Origin of the sequence: Luteimonas sp. gir, assembly GCF_037198055.1 — a bacterium.
Lineage (GTDB): Bacteria > Pseudomonadota > Gammaproteobacteria > Xanthomonadales > Xanthomonadaceae > Luteimonas > Luteimonas citri_A.
The window spans coordinates 728071-749274 of record NZ_JBBAXQ010000001.1; the positions used below are offsets into that span (position 1 = coordinate 728071).

The window sequence follows — 21204 nt, forward strand, 5'->3', positions numbered from 1 at the left end:
CCTATGACCGCCTTTCCGTCTTCGCATCCGGCCGGCCTGCTGCGGCCGGCCCTGGGCCTGGCCCTGGTCACGCTGCTGGTCGCCGGCCTGGGTTATGCGCTGCTCGCCACGGGGCTGGGACGTGTGCTGTTCCCGGCGCAGGCCCAGGGCAGCCTGCTCGAGCGCGACGGCCGCATCGTCGGTTCGGCGCTGGTCGGCCAGCCGTTCGCGGGCGCGCGCTGGTTCGTGCCGCGTCCTTCGGCAGCCGGCTACGACCCCATGGCGATGGCCGGCAGCAATCTGTCGCGCGGCAACCCGGCGTTGCGGGCCGAGATCGCGGCCGCGCGCCAGGCCATCGCTGCGCGTGAGGGCGTCGCCGCTGTGGACGTGCCGGACGAGCTGATCACCCGGTCCGGCAGCGGTATCGACCCGCACATCGGACCGGCAGCGGCACGCGTGCAGGTCGCGCGGGTCGCGGCGGCACGCGGCCTCGACCCGGCGCGGGTGCAGGCGCTGGTCGATGCCCACACCCAGGGCCCCACGTTCGGCCTGTTCGGTGCGGCGCGGGTGAACGTGCTCTCGCTCAACCTCGCGCTCGACGCGCAGTCGCAGGGCGACGGCGCACAATAAGCCGATGTCCGCCGACCGTGACGCCCGTGCCGATGCGCTGCTGGCCGATGCCGCCCGCGCGCATGGTGGCGGTCGCCTGACGGTGTTCCTGGGCGCCGCGCCCGGCGTCGGCAAGACCTGGGCGATGCTGGCGCGTGCACGCGAGCTGCAGGCGCAGGGCCATACGGTGCTCGTGGGGTTCGTCGAGACCCATGGCCGGGCCGATACCGCCGCGTTGCTTGAAGGCATGGAGGTGCTGCCGCGCCGGCGCCTCGCCTACAGGGGCCGCTGGCTTGAGGCCTTCGACATCGACGCCGCGCTCGCGCGTCGGCCGACGCTGATACTGGTCGACGAGCTCGCGCACCGCAACCCGCCAGGCAGCCGCCACGAGCGGCGCTGGCAGGATGTCGTCGAACTGCTCGATGCCGGGATCGACGTGCATACGACGGTCAACGTCCAGCACCTGGAGAGCCTCAACGACGTCGTGCATGCGATCACCGGCGTGCGCGTGACCGAGACTGTGCCCGACAGCGTGTTCGACCGCCTGCGCGACATCCGCCTGGTCGACCTGCCGCCGCGCGACCTGATCGAACGGCTGGAGGCGGGCAAGGTCTATCTGCCCGAGCAGGCGACGCGGGCGCTGCAGGGCTTCTTCACGCCCTCCAACCTCGCCGCGCTGCGAGAACTGGCAATGCAGGTCGCGGCCGATCGCGTCGACGCCGACCTGCGCGAATCGCAGGCGGCGCATGGACGTGCCGGGCCGGCGTTGCGACGCCGGGTGCTGGTCGCGATCGACGGTCTGGGCACCTCCGAGTACCTGGTGCGCGCGGGCCGGCGCATCGCCGAGCGCCGCGATGCGCCCTGGACGGTGACCACGGTGCAGTCGGGGGCGCCGCCCGATGCCGCCAGGCAGCTCGAACTCGACCGTGCGTTCGCACTCGCCCGCAGTCTCGGCGCTGCGACCGAGGTCGTGCACGGCGACGAAGTCGCCGCTGCATTGCTCGACCAGGCCGAGCGTATCGGCGCGTCCTCGATCGTGCTCGGCCGCACGCGCGAGCGCCCCATCGCGCGCGCATTCAACCGCACGCTCACCCAGCGCCTGCTGCAGCGGGGCGCACGCTTTGAGCTCGTGATCGTCAGCACGCCCGACGCACGTGCGCGGGCACGTTGGGCGGGGCGCGGCGATCGCACGATGGGCGGCCGGGGCGTTGCCTGGGCGATCGGGGTCACGCTCGGTGCGGTCGCGCTGGGTTGGGCGACACAACGCTGGCTGCATCTGGACGATCTGTCGATGCTGTTCATGCTCGCGGTCGTGCTGGTGGCCGCGCGCACGCGCATGTCCACGGCCGTGGTCACCGCTGTGTTGAGCTTTGCCAGCTACAACTTTTTCTTCATCGAGCCGCGCTTCACCTTCCAGATCGCGGCCCATCGCAGCGTGGTCACGGTGACGTTGTTCCTGATCGCGGCGTTGGTCGCCGGGCGGTTGGCTTCGCGGCTGCGGCAGCAGGTGCTGGCGTTGCGCGCGGCCAATGCGCATGCAACCGGCCTGCAGACGCTCGGGCGCGAGCTCGCCGCCGCGGCCGACCTCGGTCAGGTGCTGGCGGCCGGCCGCGACGCGTTGGCGCAGGGCCTGGGTGCGCAGGTCTGGATGCAACTCGACGAGACCATGAGCGCGTCGACGTTGCCCGACGGACTCGACCCGGCTGCAGTGGACTGGGTGCGTCGCCACGGCGAACCGGCGGGGCGCGATACCGACACGCTATCGGCATTGCGCTGGTGGCTGCTGCCGGTCCGCGACGGCGACACCGTCCACGGCGTCGCCGCGTTGCGCTTCGATGCGCAGGCCCCGCGCCCCGGACTAGAGCAGCGCCGGCTCGCGCAGGCGATGCTCGACGATATCGCACAGGCGGCGTCGCGCGTGCGCCTGGTGGGCGCGCTCGAGCGAGCCCGGGTCGAAGGCGAGACCGAACGCCTGCGCGCGGCGTTGCTGTCTTCGGTGTCGCACGACCTGCGCTCGCCGCTGGCCTCGATGATCGGCTCGGCCGGCAGCCTGGCCAGCTACGGCGAGGCGATGGAGGGGGCGGACCGGCGCGCGCTGCTGGAGACCATCGTGCTCGAGGGCGAGCGCCTGGACCGCTACATCCAGAATCTGCTCGACATGACCCGGCTGGGCCAGGATGGGCTGTCGCTCAACCGCGACTGGATCGGCGTCGACGAACTCGTCGGCTCGGCGGTCGCGCGGCTGCGCCGCTATCGGCCCGAGGTCCGCGTCGTGCTCGACCTCGCGCCCGCCTTACCGCCGCTGTGGGTGCATCCGGCCTTGCTCGAGCAGGCGCTGTTCAACGTGCTCGAGAACGCGGCCGGGTTCTCGCCGCCGGGCGAGGCGATCACAGTGGCCGCGCGCCTGCTGCCGGGCGCGGCCCCAGACACTGCGCAGGACGTGCTGCGCATCGATGTCGCAGACCGTGGCCCCGGGATCCTCGACGAGGAGCGTGCGCGCATCTTCGACATGTTCTACAGCGTCGAACGCGGCGATCGTGGCCGCAAAGGTACCGGCCTCGGACTGACGATCTGCCAGGGTATGGTCGGTGCGCACGGCGGTGCGGTCTCGGCGTTGCGCGGGCCCGACGGCACCGGCACGCTGATCCGGATCGAGCTGCCTCTGCAGCGCCCGCCAGAACCGGAGTCCGACCATGCCGGCGAAGCCTGAGTCTGCTGCGTCGATGCCGGCGCGCATCCTGGTCGTCGACGACGAACCGCAGATCCGGCGGTTCCTGGACATCAGCCTGCGCGCGCAGGGCTACCGCGTCGCGCTTGCCGAGGACGGCGCACGGGCGCTGACACTGCTGGCCGAAGGCGGCGCCGACCTGGTGGTGCTCGACATCGGACTGCCCGACATCGACGGGCACGCGGTGCTGCGCGAGATCCGCAGTTGGTCGCAGGTGCCGGTGGTGATGCTGTCGGTACGCAACGACGAGGCCGGCAAGGTCGCCGCGCTCGATGCGGGCGCGAACGACTACGTGACCAAACCATTCGGCACGGCCGAACTGATGGCGCGGATCCGCATGCTGCTGCGCCAGCAGGCGCAGGGCCCGAATGAGGCGCCGGTGTTCGATGATGGCCACCTGCACATCGACCTTGCGCGCCGCGAGGTGCGCTTGGACGGCGCGCCGCTGGCGCTGTCGCGCAAGGAGTACGCCTTGCTGTCGATGCTGCTGCGCAATGCCGGCCGCGTGTTGACTCAGCCGCAGTTGCTGCGCGAGATCTGGGGGCCCAGCCACACCGAGGACGCGCATTACGTGCGTATCCTGGTCGGCAAGTTGCGCGCCAGGCTCGGCGACGACGCCGCCGCGCCGCGCTACATCGCGACCGAGCCGGGCGTGGGACTGCGCTTCATCGCTCTGGACGACGGCGCGGGCCAGCGGCGCGGCGCATAGCGGCATCGCCGCGCGGGTTCGGCGGCGGGTTGCTTCCTGCCGTGTACCAGGCCCGCAGGCTGCACCTGCCCGTCAGGCGGGGGCGGCTATGCTCTGGCGCTTCGCGATAGACCCCAGGAACGCCATGCAGCCATCGACCATGACCGCCATCGCCATCCGCGACGGCAAAGGCGAGGCGGATGCGCTGCATCCGGTCGCCCTGCCGATGCCAGTGCCGGCGGAGGGACAGGTGCTGATCCGGGTGCGAGCGGCGGGCGTCAACCGGCCAGACATCGTGCAGCGCCTCGGAAGCTATCCGCCGCCGCCCGGCGCGCCGGAGACGCTCGGCCTGGAGGTGGCGGGCGAGATCGTGCATGGCGCAGGTCGATGGCGCCCGGGCGACCGGGTCTGTGCGCTGCTGGGCGGTGGCGGCTATGCGACCCACGCGTTGGCCGACGCCCGTCACGTGTTACCGATACCGGACGGGCTGGACTGGGTCCACGCCGCCGCGCTGCCCGAGACCGTGTTCACGGTCTACGCCAACGTGTTCGAACATGGCGCCCTGCAGGCCGACGAATGGCTGCTGGTGCATGGCGCGACTTCGGGCATCGGCGTGGCGGCGATCCAGATGGCGCGCGCGGCCGGGGCGCATGTGCTGGCGTGCAGCCGGGGCGCGGAGAAGGCCGCGCAGGCGCGCGCACTGGGCGCAGAGGTGTCGGTCGATACGCGAACCGAGGATTTCGCGGAGGTCGCGCGTGCGCACGGCGGCGTCGACGTGGCGCTGGACATGGTCGGCGCGCCGGCGTTCGAGGCGACGCTGCGCGCGCTCAACCGGGGCGGGCGCATCGTCTACATCGCCGCGCTGGGCGGCGCGGTGCTGGACGTGCCGGTGATGCGGCTGATGCAGAAGCAGGCGGTCCTCACCGGCTCGACCTTGCGTCCGCGCAGCGCCGACGAGAAGGCACGGCTGGCCGAAGCGGTCGAACGGAGGGTGTGGCCGTGGATCGCCGAGGGGCGGGTCCGCGCAGTCGTCGACCGCACGTTCCCGTTGGCCGACGCCGCGGCCGCGCACGCCTATCTCGAGGCCGGCGCGCATGTTGGAAAGGTGGTGCTCGAGGTCGCATAGCCACGGGCTCGTCACCCGCAGCAGGCCGGCGCCGCGCGGTTCCAGGCGCGCGACCGCACATGGGAGAACCGATGGCCCGCGGCTCGATCACCGCGTTGTGACGGCTCAGCCGACCGGCGGCCCATGCTCGGCTCCCCGACACCGCCGCAGCAAGGCCGCGCACAGTGTGCGCAAGCGGCGGTTGTCGCGGGCCAGGCGTGCGAGCACCAGGGCGTCGACACCGGCATCGCGCATTCGTGGCGCAGGATCCAGGACATCGTCCAGCGCGCAGGCGCCCGCCACCAGTGCGGCGGCATCGGCCTCTGCACTGGCAACCCCGCCGTGTGCGATGACCGGCGCCACCGGGACCAGCAGCCGGTAGCCGCGCCGGTGCAGCGTGTCGATGTAGCGCGGGGCCTGGGCGCTATCGCCCAGCGCGGCGCGCAGCAACGCCACGTGCTTGTGCACTGCGTTGTCACCCAGGTCCTGTCCGGGCCAGCAGGCATCGAGCAGGGCATCGGCGCTGCGGACGGCGCCATTGCTCGCGGCCAGCGCGCACAGCAAGGTCATGGTCCTGGGTTCCAGGCGACGGCGATGGCCTGCGCGCAGCAGGCGGCCCTCTGCGGGAACGACGATCCAGTCGCCTATCCGGAATCGGCCCGAGTCCCCCGGGATCTTGCTCGCCATTCGCCCTCCTGTGGCGCCGGCGCAGATGCCGGTGTCTTCGCGTGTCCGTGTCCGTGTCCGTGTTGGAACGCGCGCGCCTGTGATCGGCGCGGGTCGCGCATCGGTGGATGCCGTGGCGCGTGGCCCGCCCGGAAGCTTTCCGGAAGGACTTGGGTCGGCGCGCTGGCGATGCTCGGTCCGGAGGCGGCAATCGCCGCGTCATCGACGCTAGGGAGGGAGCGATGATCCGGCGACGGCATGGGAACGAGACGACTGCGCAACGGCGCGAGGCGTTGTGCGCGGACGTGGGAATGTGCGGAGGTGCGCGATGACGCTGCGCATTCTGCTGGCTGACGGCCAGACGCTGGTGCGCGATGGCGTGCGTGCATTGCTTGCCGGCGATCCACAGCTCGAGATCGCAGGGGTGGCCGGCGACGGCCTGGAGATGCTGCGACTCGCCCAGCGCCTGGCCTTCGACATCGCGGTGGTCGAACCCGCGATGTCGGGCATGAACGGCATCGAGGCGACCCGCCGCCTGCTGGCGAGGACGCCCGAGGCGCGCGTGCTGTGCCTGGCGCATGCCGGCAGCCACAGCGCGGTCAAGGAGGCCTTCGATGCAGGCGCGCGCGGCTATGTGCTCAAGCGCGATCCGGTCGAGGTCCTGCTTGCCGCGCTGCGTGGTGTGGCAGGTGGCCGCATGGTGCTCAGCCCGGGACTGGAAGCGGTGTTCATCGATGCCTACCGCAACCGCGACGCGGCGTTGGGCCCATCGCCGCTGACTGGCCGCGAGCGCGAGATCACCCAGCTTTACGCCGAAGGCTGGTCGACGCGGCAGATTGCCGCGCGGCTGCACATCAGTGAGAAGACGGTGGCGACCCATCGTGAGCACGTGTTCGCCAAGCTCGGCGTTGCGGGCATCGCCGGCCTGACCCGGTATGCGCTGCGCGAAGGGATCAGCCGCCTGGAGGAGGCGGGCGCCGATGGTGCGCACGGCGCCGGCTGACGGCATGCCCGTTGCGCGCATACCCGACGCGCAGGAACGCGCCCTCGCCCGACCGGCGGCGGTCGGCGCGCACGCGCGCGTGCGCGCTGTCGGGCAGGGCAACGGCAGACGGCGTATCGACATGCGGGGCGCGGCTCCGGTCGCGCGCAACGGCGCGTCCACGGCACTGTTGTCGCCGGGGACAGGGCTCGCCATCGGTGCGATGCCGATCCTTGGCGGCGCCAGCTCCGATGTCATCGGCGCGACCGCCGCACGCCTGCGCGCGCGAGCCATGCAAGGTCGGAATTCGTGCATTGCGGTCTCGGCATCCTGCCGATGGGGCCCGGGCGCGGTGTCGGCGAGGCTGCATCCACCGCACAGCGCGCCGCGAAACGAGGATGTCATGGCCGACTTTCAACAATTCTTCCCCCATTTGCTGCGCTTCGAGGGCGGCTACGTCAACGATCCAGCCGACCCGGGGGGCGCGACCAACAAAGGCATCACGTTCGCGACCTTTCGCCGGCATGCACAGGCCCTGCTCGGCGTGGCCCCCAGCCTGGAGTCCCTGCGCGTGCTGACCGATGCGCAAGCCGCCGTGCTGTATCGCCGGCTGTACTGGGACCCGCTGCATGGCGATGCGATCGCACTGCAGCCCTTGGCCGAGATCGTGTTCGACTTCCATGTCAACGCCGGTGCCAACGCCATCAAGCTGCTGCAGCGCGTGCTCAACGAGCTGGGGGCGCAGCCGCGGCTGCAGGTGGACGGGGCGTTCGGCCCAGGCACGTTCGCCGCGCTCCAGGCGGCCGACCCGGTCGCGGTGTATCTCGCCTATCGAAAAGGGCGCATCGATTACTACCGCACGCTGGTCGCGCGACGGCCCTCGCTGCAGCGCTTCCTGCGCGGCTGGCTGGCGCGGGTCGAGACCTTTCCCGCCGATCCGACGGTCGGTTGAACGCACACCCGACGCCTGCCGGCGAGGACGCCCATCATGACGACACAGACAACGCTCAACAGCCTGATCGAAGCGCTTGCAGGCGCAGTGATCGAGGCGCAGGACCGGATCGAGCAGCACCAGACCGCGCACCTGGGCGAGTTCTTCGACGAGGACAACCGGCCCAAGAGCGTGGTGATCCGGCTGCCGTCGATGCACCCCGACGCGCAAGCCGGCGATGAGGATCTCTACCGGGCGCCGCTGCTGCCGCTGGTGTCCACCAACGTGCTGCGGATCAAGGACGTGGAGATCACCTTCGACGCCGACCTGGGCGGGCTGACCGCGCGCGAGGAGCAGACACCTGCCCGCGACGATCCACCCGAGCGCGCCTGGGCGCGCCGCGGCAGCGGGCCCAGGCCCCGTATCAACGTCGACACCGGCGCGGCGGTCGCTGGTGGACAAGGATCCGTCCACGTGGTGTTGCGCGTGGAGGGCTCCGAGCCGACGGACGGCGCCGCCAGACTCATCAACCATCTCGCGCAGACCCAGGGCGTCTTTCGCACGGTCGGCCAGAGCTGGCCGCCCGAGGAGGGCGACCTTCCGGTCTAGCGGACTTCAAGGAGCAATGACATGGCAAACGAACTCGTCAACATTTCCGATCAGTTCCAAGGGTTGCCGATGGGCGACCTCATCGGCGGACCGCTGAACGCGGCCTGCGACGCGCAGGTCCGGCTCGCGCAGGCCACTGCGGATTTCATCAAGGTGATCGGTTTCCTGCCGCCGCCGGACCCGGCGAACGACCCCACCGGTGTCGGCGGCACGCGTACCGCCACGTTCCGCTTCAAGCGGCCGGTGGACAGCATCGACCCGGCCAACCCCGGCATCCATGAAGAGGAAGTCGAACTGGAGGTGCCGCTGCTGGCGATCGTCAAGGTGCCCAACCTGTCGATCAACACCGTGGATGTCACCTTCGACATGGAGGTGAAGTCGTCGTTCTCCAGCAAGGAGAGCTCCGACGCCTCGGCGACCCTGGACGCGACGATGCAGGTTGGCTGGGGGATTTTCAGCGCCAAGGTCCGCATCCAGGGCTCGGTCGCCACGCACAAGGAGAACACCCGCTCGTCGGACAACTCGGCCAAGTACCACGTCAACGTGCATGCCGAGGACAACGGGATGCCCGAAGGCCTGGCGCGGGTGCTCGACATCCTGCAGACGGCCTGTGCACCGAGGAAGATCAGCGCGCCGGTGCCGGTGACCTGATCGCATCGCGCCCGCGCCGCGTGCGCGGGCGCGCTTTCACAGCAATCGACATGAAGGCGCGACGCCTTTTCCGGCACAGATGCCAACCGAACACGAACGGAGAGCAGGCGATGTTCGACCTGAGCGATGTGAAGTTCGTCAAGCGCATCGTCGTGGGGACCGACAATCCCACGCGCATGCGTACCGACGAGGAAGTCGAGGCGGCGCGCGCGCTGCTCAACCGCTGCCTGACCGACGCGCCGCGCGGCAGCATCGTCGGGCTGGAGAAGAGCTTCACCATTCTCCAGGTCGGCGAGCATCAGGTGGTGCTGCAATGGCTCTGCTACCACGTCGGCTTCCCACGCAAGCCCGCCTGGATGGAGGGCGCCTGAGTGGCGACCCAGCGCTATCCGCTCGCGATGCTGGTCGCGGCCTTCCAGGGCGCCGTGCGCGATGGCCACGCACGCATGGAGGCGGTCTTCCAGCGCTGCCGACATGACGCGCTGATGCGGCTCGCATGCGGCGGCACCGCACTCGAGAGCCTGCGCCCGTGGCGGCGGCATCGCCTCGCCCATGCCGAGCTGCATATCGCCTGCACCGTGCGGCGCGATGCCGACGGCCGCGTGCACGCGTTGCGGCTGCTTGGGCGCCGGCGTGGGCGGGACGTGGTGCATCGGCTGCGGGTCGAACTGCACGGCGAGGACTGCGACCAGATCCGGGTGTACTTCGATGACGTGCCGTTGCCCACGGCCGGGATGCAGGGATGAGACGCACCGTTGAGTTCGAACTGACGCCGGAGATGGCCGAGGCGATCGCGCGTTTGATGCCGCCGATCCCGAAGCGCAGGCGAAGCGTCGCCTGGATCGTGGCGACGGCAGCGGCGGTGCTGGCCACGGCGGCGGCATCGGCCTGGCGCGTGTGGGGCTGATCGATCGCAATGGCGCGGTCGACGAACCAGAGGACATGACATGGACAAGTGGATCCTTCGAAGCGTCGTATTGCTCGCCGCCTGGCTGCCGGCGCTCGCCGGCCAGGCCGCCGACCCCGACGTCTGGCTTGGGAGCGGATGGGACGGTCCGGTGCCGCATGCGGTGCGCTTGCAACTGACGCCGGGCGGCGGCGAGCTGCGCCTCGGTGCGCCATGGGCGTGCCGGCTGCCGCTCAAGCGCGAGGGCGTCGGCTACACGGCGGGTCTGTCGGTCAATGGCGGCACGGCCTGCGACCGCCTGTCCGGGCGCCGGCTGACAGTGCAGATCGACGGCCGGCGTGTGCACCTGGACGGGCTGTCGCTGACGCCACTGACCCTGCGCCCGGCAGGCGATGCGGTCACGGCAAGCGGGTCGCGCACGCTGGCGCTCTCGGCGCCCGGCAACACGACGGTCGAACTGCGTCTGGTCGCCGCCGCGCTGGGCGAGCGGTCCGGCGAGTGGCGTCAAGGTGGCGCAACTCCGTGCCGGATTGCATTGGAGCTGGCAGCCGTGGACGCGGAGCAGCAGTGGCACGTGTTCACCGCGGGCACCACTGGCGCAAGCTGCGACCGCTGGGTGGGCCGCACGGTGGTGCTTCCGAGCGCGCCGCGTGGAGACGTCACGGTACGCGGCGTGCGTGGCGCGGATGTCGTGCTGTCGCCGAAGTGAGGACAGGTCATGGACAGCATGCTGATCCAGCTGTGGATCGTCCTGGCCGGGGTCTGCGGCGCGCTGTTGCCGCTGGTCCTCGACGATGCGCCGTCGCGGCACCGGGCGATGGTGCGGGCGATCAGTGGCGCACTGGTCGCGGTGTTCGTCGGGCCGGCGCTCAACGAGCGCTTCTTCGCCGGCGCCGGTGCGCACCTGCAAGCCGGCATCGCGTTCCTGGTCGGCTGCTTCGGACTGCAGGCGACCGCGATCGTGCAACGGCTGCTGCAGCGTCGTGGCGATCGGATGGCCGAGCGGCTGGTCGCGCGCCTCGTTGGCCCGGCCCCGGAGGACCGTCAATGAACATCGCCTACCTCATCGTCACCACACTGCTGATCGTCGCCGCGCTGTGGATGATGACTGCCACCGGGCAGCCCCGGGGCATCAAGCTGTGCGGCACGTTGGTCGCGGCCGGCGCCATCGTCGATGTCGTCGGCCTGGTCGCGGCGATGGCGACCGGGCATGGCTACGCGGCGATCTGGCCCGGCGAGCTGGTGCTCAACGGCGGCATGGCGCTGCTGCTGCTCGAATGGGCGCGGCTCGAGCGCTGGCAGCGTCGCAGGGCGGCGCGCGCGAAGGTTGCCGGTGGGCTCGGGCCGGCGGCGCGCTGACGGCACTGCCGGTGCGCGTCAGGGACGCTGTTTCTCCAGCCGGATGTCGCCGCCGCCGATGTCGGATGCCTGGCCCCAGCCCAGGCGGCGGTAGAAGCCCTCGGCGCGCGAGCCGCGGGCAGTCTCGAGCCAGGCGACTGGATGCCGCGCGAACAAGGCGTGCTCGGCCGGCGCCACGAGCGCCTTGCCGATGCCGCGGCCCTCATGCGACGGCAGCACGAACGCGGCGAACAGCGCACCTTCGTCCAGGTCGACCATCGAAAAGCCCACGACCGTCGGCCCGTCGCATGCGACCCAGGCGCAGGGCGCGTCCTGCACCATCTGCGCGATCGATGCGGGGGTGATGCCCAGAGCCGCGAGCGCGTCGAGGCTCAGCGCGTTCTCGCGCACCGAAGTGCGGACGTGGAAGATGCCGTCGATGTCGTCGAGCCGCGCAGGACGCAGCGCGAACCCGGTGGTGACGTGGTCGTGCATTCGCACAGCATACCGGCGCGTGTGCGGGCGCATGACACTCCGGCGTCGATGGCCTACGCTGCCGTTCCCCACATAGACGCATCCGGCGCCGCCGATGTGCCCCGAGGCTACCGGCATTGCCCGCGGCGGCGCGCGGGCCGCAGCGCTCGGACGCGACCGAGCTTCGATGTCCCAGCCTTCGCCTCAGCCCCCGACCGCCGCCGTATCCGATCCGAGCTCGCCTGCGCAGGGCTTCGCGCTCGGCGTGGTCGGTGCCGCCGCGTTCGCGCATCTGCTCAACGATCTGATCCAGGCGACGCTGCCGGCGATCTTCCCGATGCTCAAGAGCAACTTCGACCTGAGCTTCGGGCAGATCGGCGGCATCGCATTGGTCTACCAGATCACCGCCTCGCTGCTGCAGCCGTGGATCGGCCTGTACACCGATCGTCATCCGATGCCGTATCTGCTGCCGGCCGGTATGGCGGTGACGTTCGTCGGCATCGCGACCCTGGCAGCCGCGCACAGCTATCCGATGCTGTTGCTGGCAGCGGCGATCGTTGGCGTCGGCTCGGCGACGTTCCATCCCGAGGCCTCGCGCGTGGCGCGGATGGGATCGGGCGGGCGCTTCGGCACCGCGCAGTCGACGTTCCAGGTCGGCGGCAATACCGGTCAAGCCATCGGACCGCTGCTGGCGGCCGCGGTCGTGATCCCGCATGGGCAGTCGGCGGTCGCTTGGCTGATGCTGGTCGCAGGGCTCGCGGTGTTCGTGCTGCTGCGGCTCACCCGTTGGTCGGTACAGCACGGTCAGGCGCGGCTGGCGAGCCTGGCGGGCCGCCGCGGCAGCGGATTGCCGCGCAGCAAGGTCGTCCAGGCGATCGCGGTGGTGGCGGTGCTGATGTTCGCGAAGTTCGTCTACATCGCCTCGTTCACCAACTACTTCACGTTCTACCTCATCGAGCGCTTCGGCCTGGGCGTGCAGCAGAGCCAGGTCTGCCTGTTCCTGTTCCTCGGTGCGATCGCGCTGGGCACATTCGCCGGCGGTCCGGTCGGCGATCGCATCGGGCGCAAGGCGGTGATCTGGATCTCGTTTCTGGGCGTGGCGCCGTTCGCGCTCGCGCTGCCGTACGTCGGGCTGGTGGCAACGGCCGTGCTGGCGGTGGTGATCGGCCTGGTGATGTCGTCGGCGTTCGCCGCGCTGGTGGTCTATGCGCAGGAGGCGGTCCCCGGCCGCGTGGGCATGGTGTCGGGCGTGATGTTCGGCCTGATGTTCGGGATCGGCGGCATCGGCGCGGCCGCGCTTGGGCAACTCGCGGACGCGCGCGGCATCGTCTGGGTGTACCACGTCACCGCCTTCCTGCCGCTGCTCGGACTGGCGACCGCGCTGCTGCCGCGCACGCCGGGCGGTCGGATCTAAACGAGCCGCCTACGCGCGGTGGGGATCACCCGCTCTGTCCGAAGAGCCCGAGCACCAGGCGGCCGGTGGCGAGCAGGAAGCCATCATGGATGCGCAGGCTCACGCTCAGTTCGAGCGCCAGTGCCAGCGCGATGATCCACCGCAGGGGCAGACGCGCGGCGATCGCGAAGCCGAGCATCGCAAAGCCGGTGTCGGCCAGCGAGTTGAGGAGGCTGTCGCCGTGGTAGTCGGGCGCGGCGTTGGTCGCATTGTTCAACAGCGCGATGACCCAAGGCGTGTTCTCGATGATCTCCCAGGCGGTGCTGCAGATCAGCGCCAGCACAGCGCGGTCGATGCGCGGCCAGCGCGGACGCAGCCAGGTGAAGATCAGATAGAGCCCCATGCCGAAGATGACGTGCAGCAGCGAGTAGGCATCGGCGACCTGCTGGGAGTTCTGCGCGGGGTCGGCGCTGACCTGCCACAGCGTGACCACGCCGCAGGGGCAGACCAGGCTGCGACCGAGTACGCGCAGCCACAGCACGTGCAGGCCCAGCGTGGCCAGCACCACCAGGCTGTCGTGGCGCAGCCAGCGCAGGCGTGGGAAGGCCAGCCTGTCCTCCAGGCGCCAGCCCGAGCGCCAGCAGCGCGGCCGGGTCACAGGCGCCGCGACCGTTGGGCCATGCGACCCTGACGCGGCCTTTCACAGCGCGTGGTTACGCTGTCGCATCCGCCCGCGACGCCGGCCATGTCCCTGCTTACCAACACTGTGGTCTTCCTCTGCACGCTGGCTGCGATGGAGTGGGTGGCCTGGGCCGCGCACAAATACATCATGCACGGCTGGGGATGGGGCTGGCATCGATCGCACCATGTGCCGCGGCGCGGGCGCTTCGAGAAGAACGACCTGTTCGCGGTGGTGTTTGCCGGCATCGCGATCGCGCTGATCTATCTGGGGACGAACGGCCGGCCGCCGCTGCAATGGATCGGCGCAGGCATGACCGCCTATGGCGCGCTCTACTTCATCGCGCACGATGGCCTGGTGCACCAGCGCTGGCCGTTCCGCTACGTGCCGCGCCGCGGCTATCTCAAGCGCCTGTACCAGGCCCATCGTATGCACCACGCGGTGGACGGCAAGGACGGCTGCGTGTCGTTCGGCTTCCTGTGGGCGCCGTCGGTGGACCGGCTCAAGGCCGACCTGCGTCGCATCCACGGCGGCCCGCTGCGCCGGCCCGCTGCGCGCAGGTCACCGCCCCGCGTCTGAGGTCAACGGCCGCTGCAACAGCTGCGCCGGGCGCGCTGGCGGGACTCGCCGCCGCGAACGCACTGCGGTGCCGGCGGCGCGCAGGAGCAGACGCAGCTTGGTCGCGCGTGAGGTGCTGACGCGCTGGTCCCAGGCCCGCGCGCCTTCGCGTTCGACCCGCAGGCCGATCTCGCGATAGACCCCATGCGCGGTGGCCACCGCCCACGCCGAGCGCAGCGGCAGCGCCGCCAGGCCGTGCCCGGCGGAGGCGTAGTAGGGCTCGGCGGCGCGTACGAGCGCTGCGGCCATCTCGGCCAGGGCCTGCCGGTACTGGGGGGCGGCCAGTTCGACCCTCGGCACCCGGTGCGCGGCCAGCCAGGTCTCGGGCAGATAGCAGCGGCCGACCTGCGCGTCGTCGACGATGTCCCGCGCGATATTGGTCAGCTGGAACGCCAGGCCAAGATCGCAGGCGCGGTCGAGCGTGGCCTCGTCGTGCGCGCCCATGATGCGCGCCATCATCAGGCCGACCACGCCGGCGACGTGGTAGCAGTAGCGCAGCGTGTCGTCGAGCGTGTCGTAACGATGTCCGTCGACGTCCATCGCGAAGCCGTCCAGATGCGCCAGCGGCAGCGCGATCGGGATGCGGTGCGCGAGGGCGACGGCCTGCAGCGCGGCGAAGGCAGGCTCGGTCATCGTCTCGCCCGCGTAGGCCTGCCGGGTCTGCGCATAGAGCATGCGCAGCCGCTCGGCACCGCGGCCGTCCGGATCGGCCGCACCGCCCCCGCCCAGATGCTGGCCATCGACGACGTCATCGCAGTGGCGGCACCAGGCGTACAGCAGCACGGCGCTGCGACGGGTGTGGGCATCGAACAGGCGCGACGCGGTGGCGAAGCTTCTGGAGCCGACCGCGATCGTGCGATGTGCGTGCGCGAGCAGCGCGGCGCTCATGGCGCCGCGCTGTCGAGCATCAGGGCAGCGGTGGCCTTGGCCGAGCCCACGACGCCGGGGATGCCGGCACCGGGGTGGGTGCCGGCGCCGACGAGGTAGAGATTGGCGATGTCGGCGTCGCGATTGTGCGGACGGAACCACGCGCTCTGGGTCAGTACCGGTTCGAGCGAGAACGCCGAGCCATGATGCGCATTGAGCGTGTCGCGGAAATCGAATGGGGTGATGAAGCGGCTGGTGACCAGCTGCTCGCGCAGGCCGGGCATGTAGAAGCGCTCGAGGTAGTCGAAGATGCGGTCGCGATAGCGCGGGCCTTCGACGTCCCAGTCGATGTCGGCATTGCCCAGGTGCGGCACCGGCGCGAGCACGTAGTGGCTGCCGCAGCCCGGCGGCGCGAGCGATGGGTCGGTTGCGCAGGGCGCATGCAGGTAGAGCGAGAAGTCGTTGGGGAGCGTCGGGCCGTCGAAGATCTCATCGATCAGTCCGCGGTAGCGCTGGCCGAAGCACACGGTGTGATGCCGCAACTGCTCGTGACGGCGATCGAGGCCGAAGTACAACACGAACAGCGACATGCTGAAGCGCTTGCGTTTGAGCGCGGCCGCCTGCTGTGCGCCGCGCGGATGGTGGCCGAGCAAGCGATCGTAGGTGTGCACGACATCGGCATTGGAGGCCAGCGCGTCGAGCGCGAACTGCCGGCCGTCGGTCAACTTCACGCCGGTGGCGCGCGACTGCGCGACCTCGATCCGGGCGACGTCCGCATTGAGTTCGATGCGCCCGCCCATGTCCTCGAACAGCCGCACCAGCCCGCGCACCAGCGCACCGGTGCCGCCACGCGGGAACCACACCCCCCACTGCCGCTCCAGCGCGTGGATCAGCGTGTAGATGGACGAGGTCTTGAACGGATTGCCGCCGACCAGCAGCGAATGGAACGAGAATGCCTGGCGCAGCTGCTCGTCCTGGATGAAGCGCGCCACCATGCCGTACACGCTCTTCCAGGCCTGCAGCCGGGCCAGACGCGGGCCGGCTGCGAGCATGTCGCGGAACGACAGGAATGGCACTGCGCCCAGTTCGACATAGCCGGCCTCGAAGACGTCCTTGGAATACGCCAGAAAACGCCGATAGCCGGCGACATCGGCCGGATTGCGCGCGTGGATCTGGCGGTCGAGCGCATCCTGGTCGTTGGCATAGTCGAAGTGCGAGCCATCCTCCCAACACAGCCGATAGAACGGCTCGACGGGCAGCAGCTCGATGTAGTCGGCCATGCGCCGGCCGGCCAGCGCGAACAATTCTTCCAGCGCCGAAGGGTCGGTGATCACGGTCGGGCCGGCGTCGAAGACGAAGCCCTGGTCTTCGTAGACGTAGGCGCGGCCGCCCGGCTTGTCGCGCTTTTCGAGCAGCGTGGTCTGCCAGCCGCCGGCCTGCAGCCGGATGGCGAGCGCGAGCCCGCCGAAACCCGCGCCGATGACCACGGCGCGTTTGGGTGACGTCATTGCATGTTCCTCGAGGCGATAGGGGTGCCGCGCACGGCGCGCCAAGCCGCCGCGACCGGCACCGGCGGCTTGCCGGCGACGATGCGCAGCTTGTCGAGCAGTTGCAGCCGGTCGGCATAGAACCGGGCGATGAGACCGGCCGGCAGGCCGTAGAAGCGCTGCATCACACGCCAGCGGTCTTGCGGGCGGCCGGCGCGGAACAGCATGCGGTTGAGCGCGCGGAAGAACGTCTGACGCTGCCAGTGCGCGCGCGCTTCGTCCCGGGTGAGTGCGTACAGGGACTCGGCATCGAGCTTTTGGCTTGCGACGATGCGGTCGGCGAGCCGGACGGCGTGCGGCAGCGAGTAGCCGGTGGTGGCGTGGAACAACCCGGCGGCGAGGCCGGTGCGCGGTTGACGTCCGCCTTCGTCCCAGAACGCATCGATATCGCCGTCGAGCACGATCGGCAGCACGCCGCGTTCCTCGCGCAGGCAGGCCGCCACCTGCCACCCGCGGTCGCGTGCGTAGCGGTCGATGTTCGCGCCGAGCGCATCGAAATCGGGCCGGTCGTCGTCGACATAGTGGGTGTCCTCCACCAGCACGGTGTCGGCGGAGAACGGCAGCAGGTAGACGAAGCGATAGCCCAGCCCCTGGGCCACATCGGCGTCCATGATCACCGGCAGTTCGAGCCCATGCGGTTGCGCGGTGCGCAGCACGCGGCCGAGAAACGCCTGGTGGCCGAGCGTCATGAACGGGCTCCGACGTGCGCCGCGGCCGTCGATCACGGCGCCCGCGCTGAGTGTGCGGCCATCTCCGAGCACGACCTGCGTCGGCGCCAGATCGACGACCGACGTCTCGCAGCGCAGTGCATCGCCGAGCGCGTCGCGCAGCCGCGCCCCGAGATCCTCGGACAGCACGCTGGCATAGCCGCTGTCCAGGCGCCGCTGCCGCTGGGGAAAACGCACCGTATACGCGGGCCAGTGGCGATGCACCAGCGGCGCCAGCCAATGCCGCTGCGCGTCGGTCAGGTCGCTGTCGTGGAACGACCAGGTGTGGTTGCCGCAGGGCTGGGGGCCGCGCTCGAGCATCAGCACGCGTAGGTCGGGATGGGTATCGCGCAGGCGCAGCGCGATCAGCGCGTTGGCCAACCCGCCGCCGACCAGGATCAGGTCATGGTGCGCATCCATCAGGCGGCCTCGGCCAACACCGGGCGGGCGCTGGTCGCCACGGCCTCTGCGATCCTGGCGGCACGCGCGCTGCCGCCCGCGGCCTGCGCCGCGACGCCCAGCGCCTGCGCGCGCTGCCGGAAGTCCGGTTCGGCGAGCAGCCGGGTCAGCAGGCGTTGCAAGCGGCTGGCGCCGGCCAGGTGCGCGGAGGCCTTCAGGCCGGCGCCGGCATGGACCACACGGGCCGCGACACCCGGCTGATCGAAGGTGATCGGCAGCGCGAGGATCGGGGTGCCGGCGACGCAGGCATCGAGGACGGTATTGAGCCCGGCGTGCGAGATCACCGCATCGGCGCGTGCGAGCATCGCGCGCTGCGGCACGAAGTCCACGACCTCGACCGCACCGGGCACCTGCAGGCTGCGCGCCTGGGCCGGCGACAGGCCACCGCAGTGGGCCAGTACCAGATGCGCATCCAGCCGGCGGCAGGCGCGCACGATGCGGCGGAAGATCGCCAGCCGCTGGCCTTGCAGGGTGCCCAGCGACGCGAACACCACTGGCCGGTCCGTCGCCAGGTCCAAGGTCAGCGGCGGATCGGGCGCAGCGTCGCGCAACGGGCCGACATGATGGAAGTGCGCGGGCAGCGCGCGGCGCGGGAACTCCAACCCGACGACGGTCTGGCTGAGCTGTGCATACGGCGACAGGCAGTCGTGCAGCGCGTGGCGCGGCGGCAGACCGAACGCTGCCGCGTGGCGCGCGATCACCCGGCCGTGCGGCGCCATCAGGCGGTCGTAGACGCGGCTGCTGGCCTCGCACAGTTGCCGCGTCCGGTCGTCGTCGGCGTAGGCCCACGGCATCACCGGCAGCGGCACGCCGGGCTCGCGGTTGACCGGCAGCGCGCAGGCGACCGAGACGTAGGGCAGGCCGAGCGCCTCGGCCACCAGGCCGCCGGCCGCCTCCATCTGATCGCAGACCACTGCGTCGATACCGGCGCGCGCGAAGGCATCGGGCAGCGTGCGGCACAGCAGGTCGGTCGACTCGGCGACGTCCTGGATCACGCGGCGCAGGCCCAAGGGCCCACCGGGCCGCGCGGCCCGCCGCAGCATCGCGGCCAACGTGCCGGCAGGCTGGTCGGCCGCCCCGACCGCACGAAAGCCGATGCGTGGGTCGGTGAGCCAGGCCGCGGCCTCGGGCAGGTGGAAGAAGGTGGCCTGGTGGCCGCGATCGATCAGTGCCTGCGCGACTGTCTGCAGCGCGCGCATGTGGCTGGGAAAAGGCGGGGCGACGAACGCGAAATGGGTCATGCGGGCGGCGAGATGCGGTCGCCACGCTGATCGCGTAGGGGCGCATTGCGCAGGGCGCTGAGGTCACGGCTGGCGGTGCAGAAACAGGCGATCCGCAACTGCCGTATCACGATCTCGAAATGCGCGATGACCGCCTCGGTCGAGACCACCGCGCTGGCGAGCAACGATGCGGCCTGACCAACGAGATCGGCGCCCAGCGCGATTGCCTTGGCGGCGTCGACGCCGTCGCGGATCCCGCCCGAGGCGATCAGTGTGGCCTCGGGCAGCGCTTGGCGGACGTCGGTGATCGCCTGCGCGGTCGGAATGCCCCAGCCGGCAAAGGCCATCGCCACGGCCCGGTCCGCAGGATCGCGCGCGCGCTCGGCCTCGACCGCGGCCCAACTGGTGCCACCGGCGCCGGCGACGTCGATCACCGACACGCCCGCATCCCACAGGCGCCGGGCGACAGCCGGCGACAGGCCGGCGCCCACTTCCTTGGCCACCAGCGGGACCGACGTGCGTGCGGCCAGGTGCTCGATCGCACCGAGAATGCCGCGCCAGTCGCGATCGCCGCCGCGCTGGACCGCTTCCTGCAGCGGGTTGAGATGTACGATCAACGCGTCGGCGTCGATCATCTCGACCGCACGTCGTGCGAGGTCGGGGCCGTCGTCACGCAGTTGCGCAGCGCCGAGATTGGCGAGGATCGGCACGTCGGGCGCGCGCCGCCGCAGGTCCCGGGTCAGACCGTGGTCGGCCTGCGTTTCCAGCGCCACCCGCTGCGAGCCCACGGCCAGCGCGATGCCCAGCGATTGCGCGGCCTCGGCGAGGTGACGGTTGATCGCGGTCGCGCGCAGTGCGCCGCCGGTCATCGAGCTGATCAGCAGCGGCGCGCGCAGCGGGCGTCCGAACAGCGTGGTGCCCAGATCGATCGCGTCGAGGTCGAGCTCGGGCAGCGCGCAGTGCTCGAACGCGTAGTCGGCCAGGCCGGTCGCCACACGCGTGCGGGCACGGGCGTCGTCGAGCACGATGTCCAGGTGATCGTTCTTGCGGGCCACCAGCGGCGCGACATCGCCGGCACCGGATGCCAGCTTCATCGCGACGCTCCGAACAGGCGGCTGCAGTACGCCTCCAGCGCGCTGTCCTCGCCGTAGATGTCCGCCAGCGTGTCGCGGGCGCGCCGCAGATGCGCACGCAGGCGGCGCTCGACTTCGTCGGCGCCGAGCAATGCCAACAGGGTCGACTTGCCCGCGTCCTGGTGGCTGTCCTTGCCGGTGGACGCACTGTCGTGGCGGTCACGCAGATCGTCCTGGAGCTGGAACGCCTGCCCCAGCTCAAGCGCGACCCGGCCGAGCGCGCGCCGCGTGGCGTCGTCGGCATCGGCGAGCAGCGCGGCCATCTCCAGCGCCGCCGCGAACAGCGCGCCAGTCTTGAGATGGTTGGTGTCGGCGATGTCGTCGGCGGCGCGTGCGCCGCTGTCGCGCAGATCCAGGCACTGGCCGCGCACCAATCCCTGGGGTCCGATCGCCGTGGCGAGCACTCCGACCATGCGCGTACGCGCGGTGGGGGCGACGCCCGGCAAGGCCGCGACCGTCGCGAATGCCTGGCTGAGCAGCCCGACCGAGGCCAGCGCCGCGACGTCCTCGCCGAAACGGCGGTGGATCGTCGGCCGGCCGCGGCGGAGCGTGGCGTTGTCCATGCACGGCATGTCGTCGAGCACCAGCGAGGCGGCATGCACCATCTCCACCGCGCAGCCCAGGTCGAGCAAAGCCGCCGGATCGCCGCCGAGCTCCCGGCCCGCGATCAGGACCATCAATGGGCGCGTCCGCTTGCCCGCCGCGAGCGCAGCCTCGCGCATCGCCATGCACACCAGATCGCGATGATCGGCGGGCCGAGGCAGCAGTTCGGACAGGCGCGCATCGATGCGGCCTCTCAGGCGTTCGGGCGACGGCGCATCCTGCAGCGGAACGACCAGAGCGCGCATGGAGATTCCTCGAGGTGCAGGGAAACGACGTGATAGCCCTCACGACCGAAGGCCGGTCGCGGACGA

Annotated in this window: 25 protein-coding genes; 16 read left to right on the plus strand and 9 right to left on the minus strand. The window is 70.9% G+C overall.

Features of this window, described 5'->3' with window-relative positions:
• Nucleotides 1-3 precede the first annotated feature (3 nt).
• From kdpC to WAF18_RS03255, 4 genes are all read left to right on the plus strand, one after another.
• Nucleotides 4-609 carry a potassium-transporting ATPase subunit KdpC gene (gene kdpC / locus WAF18_RS03240; RefSeq protein WP_337243846.1) on the plus strand — a complete coding sequence of 202 codons (606 nt, stop codon included), beginning with the start codon at nucleotides 4-6 and terminating at the stop codon, nucleotides 607-609.
• A gap of 4 nt (nucleotides 610-613) precedes the next feature.
• Nucleotides 614-3298, plus strand: a complete 2685-nt coding sequence (locus WAF18_RS03245; RefSeq protein ID WP_337243847.1) for a sensor histidine kinase KdpD — start codon at nucleotides 614-616, stop codon at nucleotides 3296-3298.
• Nucleotides 3282-4025: a response regulator transcription factor gene (locus WAF18_RS03250; RefSeq protein WP_337243848.1), complete on the plus strand. Its 744-nt coding sequence runs from the start codon at nucleotides 3282-3284 to the stop codon at nucleotides 4023-4025. Before WAF18_RS03245 ends, WAF18_RS03250 begins: the two co-directional genes overlap by 17 nt.
• Before the next feature lie 124 nt (nucleotides 4026-4149).
• A complete protein-coding gene (locus WAF18_RS03255) occupies nucleotides 4150-5130 on the plus strand; it encodes an NAD(P)H-quinone oxidoreductase (RefSeq protein ID WP_337243849.1) in 981 nt (326 codons plus the stop codon).
• 105 nt (nucleotides 5131-5235) lie between these two features.
• Here the strand turns inward: WAF18_RS03255 and WAF18_RS03260 are convergent, their stop codons facing one another.
• Nucleotides 5236-5796: a winged helix-turn-helix domain-containing protein gene (locus tag WAF18_RS03260; RefSeq protein ID WP_337243850.1), complete on the minus strand. Its 561-nt coding sequence runs from the start codon at nucleotides 5794-5796 to the stop codon at nucleotides 5236-5238.
• Nucleotides 5797-6103: 307 nt separating this feature from the next.
• On the opposite strand from WAF18_RS03260, the gene WAF18_RS03265 reads away from it, so the two are divergent.
• From WAF18_RS03265 to WAF18_RS03310, 10 genes are all read left to right on the plus strand, one after another.
• Nucleotides 6104-6778 carry a response regulator transcription factor gene (locus WAF18_RS03265; RefSeq protein WP_337243851.1) on the plus strand — a complete coding sequence of 225 codons (675 nt, stop codon included), beginning with the start codon at nucleotides 6104-6106 and terminating at the stop codon, nucleotides 6776-6778.
• 382 nt (nucleotides 6779-7160) lie between these two features.
• Entirely contained in the window at nucleotides 7161-7709 is a 549-nt protein-coding gene (locus WAF18_RS03270; RefSeq protein ID WP_337243852.1) for a glycosyl hydrolase 108 family protein, read from the plus strand.
• A 36-nt stretch (nucleotides 7710-7745) separates the two neighbouring features.
• The gene (locus WAF18_RS03275; protein WP_337243853.1) at nucleotides 7746-8297 is read left to right on the plus strand and encodes a DUF2589 domain-containing protein; all 552 of its coding nucleotides are present in this window, start codon (nucleotides 7746-7748) and stop codon (nucleotides 8295-8297) included.
• A gap of 21 nt (nucleotides 8298-8318) precedes the next feature.
• Nucleotides 8319-8948 (plus strand): DUF2589 domain-containing protein, encoded by a 630-nt coding sequence (locus WAF18_RS03280; RefSeq protein ID WP_183424762.1) that lies wholly within the window; start codon nucleotides 8319-8321, stop codon nucleotides 8946-8948.
• Nucleotides 8949-9058: 110 nt separating this feature from the next.
• Entirely contained in the window at nucleotides 9059-9319 is a 261-nt protein-coding gene (locus WAF18_RS03285) for a hypothetical protein (protein ID WP_183424761.1), read from the plus strand.
• On the plus strand, nucleotides 9320-9694 hold the full coding sequence (locus tag WAF18_RS03290) for a hypothetical protein (protein WP_337243854.1): 375 nt from the start codon (nucleotides 9320-9322) through the stop codon (nucleotides 9692-9694). It begins immediately after the preceding gene.
• Nucleotides 9691-9855, plus strand: a complete 165-nt coding sequence (locus WAF18_RS03295) for a hypothetical protein (protein WP_337243855.1) — start codon at nucleotides 9691-9693, stop codon at nucleotides 9853-9855. The genes WAF18_RS03290 and WAF18_RS03295 overlap by 4 nt, the downstream gene beginning before the upstream one ends.
• 40 nt (nucleotides 9856-9895) lie before the next feature.
• Entirely contained in the window at nucleotides 9896-10564 is a 669-nt protein-coding gene (locus tag WAF18_RS03300; RefSeq protein WP_337243856.1) for a hypothetical protein, read from the plus strand.
• Nucleotides 10565-10573: 9 nt separating this feature from the next.
• Nucleotides 10574-10906, plus strand: a complete 333-nt coding sequence (locus WAF18_RS03305; RefSeq protein ID WP_183424757.1) for a hypothetical protein — start codon at nucleotides 10574-10576, stop codon at nucleotides 10904-10906.
• A complete protein-coding gene (locus tag WAF18_RS03310; protein WP_337243857.1) occupies nucleotides 10903-11214 on the plus strand; it encodes a hypothetical protein in 312 nt (103 codons plus the stop codon). The genes WAF18_RS03305 and WAF18_RS03310 overlap by 4 nt, the downstream gene beginning before the upstream one ends.
• An 18-nt stretch (nucleotides 11215-11232) precedes the next feature.
• Here the strand turns inward: WAF18_RS03310 and WAF18_RS03315 are convergent, their stop codons facing one another.
• Nucleotides 11233-11688: a GNAT family N-acetyltransferase gene (locus WAF18_RS03315; protein WP_183424755.1), complete on the minus strand. Its 456-nt coding sequence runs from the start codon at nucleotides 11686-11688 to the stop codon at nucleotides 11233-11235.
• A 166-nt stretch (nucleotides 11689-11854) separates the two neighbouring features.
• On the opposite strand from WAF18_RS03315, the gene WAF18_RS03320 reads away from it, so the two are divergent.
• Nucleotides 11855-13081: an MFS transporter gene (locus tag WAF18_RS03320; protein ID WP_337243858.1), complete on the plus strand. Its 1227-nt coding sequence runs from the start codon at nucleotides 11855-11857 to the stop codon at nucleotides 13079-13081.
• Between the two features lie 25 nt (nucleotides 13082-13106).
• Here WAF18_RS03320 and WAF18_RS03325 read toward each other — a convergent pair whose 3' ends face one another.
• Nucleotides 13107-13718 (minus strand): DUF2585 family protein, encoded by a 612-nt coding sequence (locus tag WAF18_RS03325; RefSeq protein ID WP_337243859.1) that lies wholly within the window; start codon nucleotides 13716-13718, stop codon nucleotides 13107-13109.
• An 87-nt stretch (nucleotides 13719-13805) separates the two neighbouring features.
• Between WAF18_RS03325 and WAF18_RS03330 the strand changes: the two genes are divergently transcribed.
• Nucleotides 13806-14318, plus strand: a complete 513-nt coding sequence (locus tag WAF18_RS03330; protein ID WP_337243860.1) for a sterol desaturase family protein — start codon at nucleotides 13806-13808, stop codon at nucleotides 14316-14318.
• Here the strand turns inward: WAF18_RS03330 and crtB are convergent.
• The 6 genes from crtB to WAF18_RS03360 are packed head-to-tail and all read right to left on the minus strand — an operon-like array spanning nucleotide 14301 to nucleotide 21138.
• Entirely contained in the window at nucleotides 14301-15245 is a 945-nt protein-coding gene (gene crtB, locus WAF18_RS03335; RefSeq protein ID WP_337243861.1) for a 15-cis-phytoene synthase CrtB, read from the minus strand. The genes WAF18_RS03330 and crtB overlap by 18 nt on opposite strands.
• Nucleotides 15242-16732, minus strand: coding sequence for a phytoene desaturase (locus WAF18_RS03340; RefSeq protein WP_337243862.1), 1491 nt, complete (start codon nucleotides 16730-16732; stop codon nucleotides 15242-15244). The genes crtB and WAF18_RS03340 overlap by 4 nt, the downstream gene beginning before the upstream one ends.
• Entirely contained in the window at nucleotides 16729-17898 is a 1170-nt protein-coding gene (gene crtY, locus WAF18_RS03345; protein ID WP_337243863.1) for a lycopene beta-cyclase CrtY, read from the minus strand. Before crtY ends, WAF18_RS03340 begins: the two co-directional genes overlap by 4 nt.
• Entirely contained in the window at nucleotides 17898-19178 is a 1281-nt protein-coding gene (locus WAF18_RS03350; RefSeq protein WP_337243864.1) for a glycosyltransferase, read from the minus strand. The genes crtY and WAF18_RS03350 overlap by 1 nt, the downstream gene beginning before the upstream one ends.
• Entirely contained in the window at nucleotides 19175-20251 is a 1077-nt protein-coding gene (fni, locus tag WAF18_RS03355) for a type 2 isopentenyl-diphosphate Delta-isomerase (protein WP_337243865.1), read from the minus strand. The genes WAF18_RS03350 and fni overlap by 4 nt, the downstream gene beginning before the upstream one ends.
• Entirely contained in the window at nucleotides 20248-21138 is an 891-nt protein-coding gene (locus WAF18_RS03360) for a polyprenyl synthetase family protein (protein ID WP_337243866.1), read from the minus strand. The genes fni and WAF18_RS03360 overlap by 4 nt, the downstream gene beginning before the upstream one ends.
• Between the last annotated feature and the right edge of the window lie 66 nt (nucleotides 21139-21204).